Genomic DNA, 7,345 nt, shown 5'->3' with positions numbered 1-7,345 from the left:
AGCCAGGAGCAGAGCACGGGCATCGAGCAGGTGAACCAGGCCATCGCGCAGATGGACCAGGTCACGCAGCAGAACGCGGCGCTGGTGGAAGAAGCAGCTGCTGCCGCGCAATCGATGCAGGAGCAGGCCGCCAGCCTGGTGGAAGCCGTGAGCGTCTTCAGGCTGGAACCCGGGGCACAGCCCCAACGCAGCCAGCTTGCGTTCGCGGCGCCAGCGGCGCGAACGGCGTTCGGGCCTCTCAAAGCCGTTCCCAAGCCGCTGCGCCCGGCGCTGGGCAGGAAAACCGAGGCCGCTGCACCTGCGCAACTGGCCACGGCCGGCACGGCGGCTGGCGACTGGACAGAATTTTGAACTAATGGCCTCAAGTCTTGCGCGCACCTGCCGATAAACCTATCGGTAGCACCGCACAAAAGACATCCACCCTAGGAAGAGACTATGTTCAACCGTTTGAATCCCCGCGGCCTTCGCATCGGCCAGAAGCTCGGGCTGTTCACGGCCAGCGCCATCATGGGCGTGGCGGCCCTGACGGCCCTTTTCCTGTTTTCGGAGCGCAAGCTCATCATGGAAGAGCGGCAAGCCAGCGTCCGCCAGGTGGTGGAAAGCGCGCACGGCCTGCTGGCCCATTACCACGGTCTCGTGGCCAAGGGCACGCTGACCGAGCCGCAGGCCAAGGAACAGGCCATGCAGGCGATCCGCGGCTTGCGCTACAGCGGCAGCGAGTATTTCTGGATCAACGACATGCAGCCGCGCATGGTGATGCACCCCATCAGCCCGGCGCTCGAGAACAAGGATCTTTCGTCCAACAAGGACGCCACCGGCAAGCGGCTGTTCGTCGCGTTCGTCGACACCGTCAAGGCCAGCGGTGCGGGCTTCGTTCCCTACCTCTGGGCCAAGCCGGGCAGCGACAAGCCGGTGCCCAAGGTCTCCTACGTGAAGGGCTTCGAGCCGTGGGGCTGGATCATCGGCTCGGGCGTCTACGTGGATACGGTGCAGACAACGATCATGGGCCGGATCATCGCCCTGTCGGTCGGTGCGCTGGCGCTGGCCGCAGCACTCCTCGCCCTGGGCTGGACCATTTCGCGCGGCTTGCTGAAGCAGCTCGGCGGCGAGCCGGCGGAAGCGACCGCCATTGCGCACCGCATCGCCGACGGCGACCTGGCGGTTCGCATCGACCTGAAGCGCGGCGACCAGGCCAGCCTGCTGCATGCGATCCAGGGGATGCGCGACAGCCTGGCCAAGGTGGTGGGCGAAGTGCGCACGGGCACCGACGCCATTGCCACCGCCTCGGGCCAGATCGCCGCGGGCAACCAGGACCTGTCTTCGCGCACCGAAGAGCAGGCCAGCTCGCTGGAGCAGACCGCTGCTTCGATGGAAGAGCTCACCTCCACGGTGAAACAGAACGCCGACAACGCCCGCCAGGCCAATCAGCTGGCCCTGTCGGCCTCCGAAGTGGCCGTGCGCGGCGGCGGGGTGGTCAACCAGGTGGTGGACACCATGGGCTCCATCAACGCCTCGTCGAAAAAGATCGTCGACATCATCGGCGTGATCGACGGCATTGCGTTCCAGACCAACATCCTGGCGCTCAATGCGGCAGTGGAAGCCGCCCGTGCCGGTGAACAGGGCCGCGGCTTTGCGGTGGTGGCGTCTGAAGTCAGAAGCCTCGCGCAGCGCTCGGGCGCAGCCGCCAAGGAAATCAAGGGGCTGATCGACGACTCCGTGGGCAAGGTCGAGGCCGGCAGCCGCCAGGTGACCGAGGCGGGCCGCACGATGGACGAGATCGTCGACAGCGTCAAGCGCGTGACCGACATCATGGGCGAGATCACCGCTGCCAGCCAGGAGCAGAGCACGGGCATCGAGCAGGTGAACCAGGCCATCGCGCAGATGGACCAGGTGACGCAGCAGAACGCGGCGTTGGTGGAAGAGGCAGCGGCCGCGGCGCAGTCGATGCAGGAGCAGGCGGCGAGCCTGGTCTCGTCGGTCAGCGTGTTCAAGCTCGAAGGCGGCAGCGCGCCGGCTACATCGGTGAATGCGCGGGTCGCTTCCGCCGCACCGAAGGCAGCCCGTCCGTCTGAAGCCTCCCCGACGTCCCGGCGCCTTGCGCCGGGCAAGAAAACCAAAGAAGCACCCGCGTCCCCGCAGCTGGCCATGGCCGCCGCAGGCGGTGGCGAGTGGGCAGAGTTCTAGTCAACAGCCACAGATTTCGCCATGAGCTCAACCCAATCCAAACAAACCACAGACAGCCGCAACACCGCCCCGTCACGGCCGGGCCGGCCGCTGGAATTTCTTTCCTTCACGCTGGGCCAGGAAGAGTACGGCATCGACATCCAGAAGGTGCAGGAGCTGCGCGGCTACGACGCGGTGACGCGCATTGCCAATGCGCCGGAATACATCAAGGGCGTGGTGAACCTGCGCGGAATCATCGTTCCGATCATCGACATGCGCATCAAGTTCCAGCTGGGCGCGCCGACCTATGACCAGTTCACGGTGGTGATCGTGCTGAACATCGGCGGGCGCGTGGTGGGCATGGTGGTGGACAGCGTGTCGGACGTGATCACGCTGAGTGCGGAGCAGATCAAGCCTGCGCCGGAGATGGGCGCCGTGCTGGACACGGACTACCTGATCGGGCTGGGCACGCTGGACGAGCGGATGCTGATCCTCGTGGACATCGACAAGCTGATGTCCAGCGACGAGATGGGCCTGGTCGAGAAGATCGCCGCCTGATTCCGCCGCGCCAGGAGCATGGGGTCGATCGAAGCTTGAACCCGCGCTTGCGCTCTTTCCCGCATTCGATCGCCTTCCTCTCTTCATTTCATTTCATCACCCCGCCATGAACTTTCTCTCCAACCTACGCATCGGAACGCGGCTGGCCATCGGCTTCGGCCTGGTCCTCGCTCTGACGCTGGCCTCAGCCGCCTTCGCACTGGTGACCGCCAGAAGCAATGCCGAAGCCACCCGCCAGATGATGCAGAGCCCGCTCGCGAAAGAACGGCTCATCTCGGATTGGTACGTGCTGACCTACTCGGCCATTGCGCGCACCGCGATGATCGCCAGAAGCACCGACGAATCGCTTCCCGTCACTTTTGCCGATGTCATCTCCGACAGCGTGAAGAAGGGTGGAGAAACCATGGCCAAGGTCGAGGCCCTGCTGGTCACCGACCTCGAGAAAGCGACCTTCAAGAACATCGTCGAGTTGCGCGCCAAGTACCAGGCGGCCAAGGAAGCGGTGCAAAAGGCCAAGACCGGCGACAACCCCGCGGAGGCGGAGGCCGTCTTCAAGAACACCTTCCAGCCGGCTGCCAAGGCCTACGAAACGCGTGTGCTCGAACTGCTGGCGCTCGAACGCAAGGCCATCGACGACATGAGCCACGCAATCGACGATGCGAACGAGCGCAGCTTCAATCTGCGCATCGTGCTGACGGCACTCACGCTGCTGCTGGGCGCGGCCTGCGCCTTCCTGATCGCCCGCAGCGTCACCCGCCCTCTCGGCCGTGCGGTCAAGGTGGCGGAAACCGTGGCGAGCGGCGACCTCAGCTCGGCCATCGAAACCGGCTCGCGCGACGAGACCGGCCAGCTGATGAATGCGCTGAAGCACATGAACGAGAGCCTGGCCAAGGTGGTGGGCGAAGTGCGCACAGGCACCGACGCCATCGCGACTGCCTCGGGCCAGATCGCCGCCGGCAACCAGGACCTGTCTTCGCGCACCGAAGAGCAGGCCAGCTCGCTGGAGCAGACCGCCGCCTCGATGGAAGAACTCACCAGCACGGTGAAGCAGAACGCCGACAACGCAAGGCAAGCCAACCAGCTCGCACTCTCGGCTTCGGAGGTCGCGGTCAAGGGCGGGGGTGTGGTCAGCCAGGTGGTCGACACCATGGCTTCGATCAATGCGTCTTCCAAGAAGATCGTCGACATCATCGGCGTGATCGACGGCATCGCCTTCCAGACCAACATCCTGGCGCTGAACGCCGCGGTCGAAGCGGCACGTGCCGGTGAACAGGGCCGCGGCTTCGCGGTCGTGGCTTCCGAAGTGCGCAGCCTCGCCCAGCGCTCGGGCGCAGCCGCCAAGGAAATCAAGGGCCTGATCGACGACTCCGTAGGCAAGGTCGAAGCCGGCAGCCGCCAGGTGACCGAGGCGGGCCGCACGATGGACGAGATCGTCGACAGCGTCAAGCGCGTGACCGACATCATGGGTGAGATCACGGCCGCGAGCCAGGAGCAGAGCACCGGCATCGAGCAGGTGAACCAGGCGATTGCGCAGATGGACCAGGTGACGCAGCAGAACGCGGCGCTGGTGGAAGAGGCAGCCGCTGCGGCGCAGTCGATGCAGGAGCAGGCCGCGAGCCTGGTTCAGGCCGTGAGCGTGTTCAAGCTGGACGGCAACATCGCAGTTCGCCCGCTTGCGCAGGTGCAGGCCAAGCTCCAGCCGGCGTTGCCGCAGCGCAGGGCCATGCCCGCGCTGGCTGCTGCCGGTGGTTGGGAGGCGTCCTGAGCGCTGCTGTTCTGCGGCCTGAAGCATCGGCCCGATCGCGGTCGGCGCACACAACCCTTTCCTACGGCAAGTGCGCGCTGTGCGCGCCTGCCCTTTTCTGATTTTCTGGAGTCATGAGCATGTTTCTGAGCAATATTTCCATAGGCAAGCGGTTGGCCGTCGTCATCGGCGTCATCCTCGCCCTGTCTCTCACGAGCAGCGTGCTTGCCGTGCTGAAGCTGCGGCAGCTCGGCGTGGAAATCAATGCGATGGTCGAGAAGAACATCAAGACCGAGCGCGCCGGCGCCGACTGGCTGCGCAACACCACGGCAGGCGTCCAGCGCGCCGCGGCCATCGCCAAGAGCAGCGATTCGAACCTGATTGCCTACTTCGCACCCGCCACGGCTCTTTCCATCAAGGAGACCAACGAACTGCAGAAGCTCATCGAAGAGCAGATGAACACGCCGGAGAAGCGGCAGGTGTACGACAAGGTCGGCGAGCTTCGCAAGGCCTACCTCGCGGCCCGCGAAGAAGTCAGCAAGGCCAAGCTGGCCGGCGACATGGAAGGTGCCGACCGGATCTTCAATGAACGTTTCGAACCCACGTCGCGCAGCTACCTCGCGGGCGTGCAGCAGATGGTGGATGCGGAACGGACGCAGCTCGACGCCGCGGCGGAACGCAGCAAGGAGATGCGTGCCAGCACCAGCCTGATGCTGATCATCTGCGGCGCGCTGTCGCTGGGCCTGGGCCTGGTGCTCGCCTGGCTGCTGGTTCGCAGCATCACGCATCCGCTGCGCCGCGCCGTCGAAGTGGCCGAGGCCGTTGCCGCCGGCGACCTGACCAGCCGCATCGATGTGACGACGAAGGACGAAACCGGCCAGCTCATGCACGCCCTCAAGGGCATGAACGGCAGCCTTGCCAAGGTGGTGGGCGAAGTGCGCACCGGTACCGACGCCATCGCCACTGCCTCGGGCCAGATCGCCGCGGGCAACCAGGACCTGTCTTCGCGCACTGAGGAACAAGCCAGCTCGCTGGAGCAGACCGCCGCCTCGATGGAAGAGCTCACCTCCACGGTGAAACAGAACGCCGACAACGCCCGCCAGGCCAATCAGCTGGCCCTGTCGGCCTCCGAAGTGGCCGTGCGCGGCGGCGGGGTGGTCAACCAGGTGGTGGACACCATGGGCTCCATCAACGCCTCGTCGAAAAAGATCGTCGACATCATCGGCGTGATCGACGGCATTGCCTTCCAGACCAATATCCTGGCGCTGAACGCTGCGGTGGAAGCGGCACGCGCCGGCGAACAGGGCAGGGGCTTCGCGGTGGTCGCTTCCGAAGTGCGCAGCCTGGCGCAGCGCTCGGGTGCAGCCGCCAAGGAAATCAAGGGCCTGATCGACGACTCCGTAGGCAAGGTCGAAGCCGGCAGCCGCCAGGTGACCGAGGCGGGCCGCACGATGGACGAGATCGTCGACAGCGTCAAGCGCGTGACCGACATCATGGGCGAGATCACCGCTGCCAGCCAGGAGCAGAGCACGGGCATCGAGCAGGTGAACCAGGCCATCGCGCAGATGGACCAGGTGACGCAGCAGAACGCGGCGTTGGTGGAAGAGGCAGCGGCCGCGGCGCAGTCGATGCAGGAGCAGGCGGCGAGCCTGGTCGAAGCCGTGAGCGTGTTCAAGCTGGACAGCAACACCGCACTTCGCCCGCTTGCGCAGGTGCAGGCCAAGCTCCAGCCGGCGCTGCCGTCGCGCAGGGCCATGCCCGCGCTGAAGGCCCCGGCCCGGGCGGCCGCGGAACCCAAGGCCACTCCGAAGCTCGCTGCGGCCCATGCCGCGCCGGGCGACTGGACCGAGTTCTAACGAGTTCCAACGTATCTCAGGAGGAAAAGATGAAATGGTTCCAAGGGCTTCGCGTCGCCGTCAGGCTGGTGCTCAGTTTTCTCATCGTCGCGGCGGTGGGAGCGGTGGTCAGCGGGCTGGGTATCTTTTACATGGGGCGCATCAACGCCTCCACCGAGAGTCTCTACAACCAGGATCTGCGCGCCATCAAGGCGGTGCAGGCGGCCAACATCCACCTGCTTGATGCCAGCCGGGCCCAGATGGGCCTTCTGTCGGCCGGCACCAAGGGCGAGCGCAGCGTCGGCTTCAAGGAACTGAAGGACGCCGCGGTGGCACTCGAGTCGAACGTGGCCGAGGTCAAGACCCTGCTCGAGGAAACGGCCGAAGGGCGGGAGCTCCACGAGCAGTACCAGAAGCTGATGCCGCCGCTGAAAAAACATCTGGCCGACTTCGCCGACCTGATTGCCAAGCAATCGCTGGACAGCTCGCAGTTCGAAGGCCGCGTGCCCGAGGAAAGCGCGCAGTTGCTGACGGAGTCCCGCGCGCTCGAAAAGGTGCTGCAGAACATGGTTGCGTACAGCGACCAGCGGGCCCGCACCAGCATGGAAGACGCCGCCGGGACTTTCAAGACCTCGCGGTTCCTGATGCTGATGCTGGCGCTGGCCGGCGTCGTCGCCAGCGTGGGGCTCGGCGTGGTGGTGGCGCGGCTTCTGGCACGCCAGCTGGGCGGCGAGCCGGCCTACGCCGCCGATGTGGTCGGCCGCATCGCGAGCGGCGACCTGACGGAAAGCGTGCAGGCCCGCACGGCGCGCAGCGGCAGCCTGCTGTTCTCCATCAAGCGCATGCAAGACCAGCTGACGGACGTCGTCGTCCGGATCAAGACGTCGAGCGACGCCATCGCCACGGCCTCGGGCCAGATTGCCGCGGGCAACCAGGATCTATCGTCCCGTACCGAGGAACAGGCCAGCTCGCTCGAAGAGACCGCCGCTTCGATGGAAGAACTCACCAGCACGGTGAAGCAGAACGCGGACAACGCCCGCCAGGC

At 65.7% G+C, this 7,345-nt stretch carries 5 protein-coding genes and 1 pseudogene; all 6 read left to right on the top strand.

Going from position 1 to position 7,345, the window contains the following annotated elements:
• A pseudogene (locus ABIC94_RS27305) lies at positions 1–351 on the top strand (methyl-accepting chemotaxis protein); the annotation flags it as partial.
• Between the two features lie 84 nt (positions 352–435).
• Positions 436–2,184, top strand: a complete 1,749-nt coding sequence (locus tag ABIC94_RS27300) for a methyl-accepting chemotaxis protein (protein ID WP_354376171.1) — start codon at positions 436–438, stop codon at positions 2,182–2,184.
• 21 nt (positions 2,185–2,205) lie between these two features.
• Positions 2,206–2,721 carry a chemotaxis protein CheW gene (locus ABIC94_RS27295; RefSeq protein ID WP_354376170.1) on the top strand — a complete coding sequence of 172 codons (516 nt, stop codon included), beginning with the start codon at positions 2,206–2,208 and terminating at the stop codon, positions 2,719–2,721.
• A 106-nt stretch (positions 2,722–2,827) separates the two neighbouring features.
• The gene (locus tag ABIC94_RS27290; RefSeq protein WP_354376169.1) at positions 2,828–4,486 is read left to right on the top strand and encodes a methyl-accepting chemotaxis protein; all 1,659 of its coding nucleotides are present in this window, start codon (positions 2,828–2,830) and stop codon (positions 4,484–4,486) included.
• 119 nt (positions 4,487–4,605) lie between these two features.
• On the top strand, positions 4,606–6,321 hold the full coding sequence (locus tag ABIC94_RS27285; protein WP_354376172.1) for a methyl-accepting chemotaxis protein: 1,716 nt from the start codon (positions 4,606–4,608) through the stop codon (positions 6,319–6,321).
• A 29-nt stretch (positions 6,322–6,350) separates the two neighbouring features.
• Positions 6,351–7,345 (top strand): MCP four helix bundle domain-containing protein (locus ABIC94_RS27280; RefSeq protein WP_354376168.1); only part of this gene is annotated, 995 nt, incomplete at its 3' end.

The organism is Variovorax paradoxus, assembly GCF_040544635.1.
Classification (GTDB): Bacteria; Pseudomonadota; Gammaproteobacteria; order Burkholderiales; family Burkholderiaceae_C; genus Variovorax; species Variovorax paradoxus_R.
This window is presented reverse-complemented; position numbering and strand designations above follow the sequence as displayed.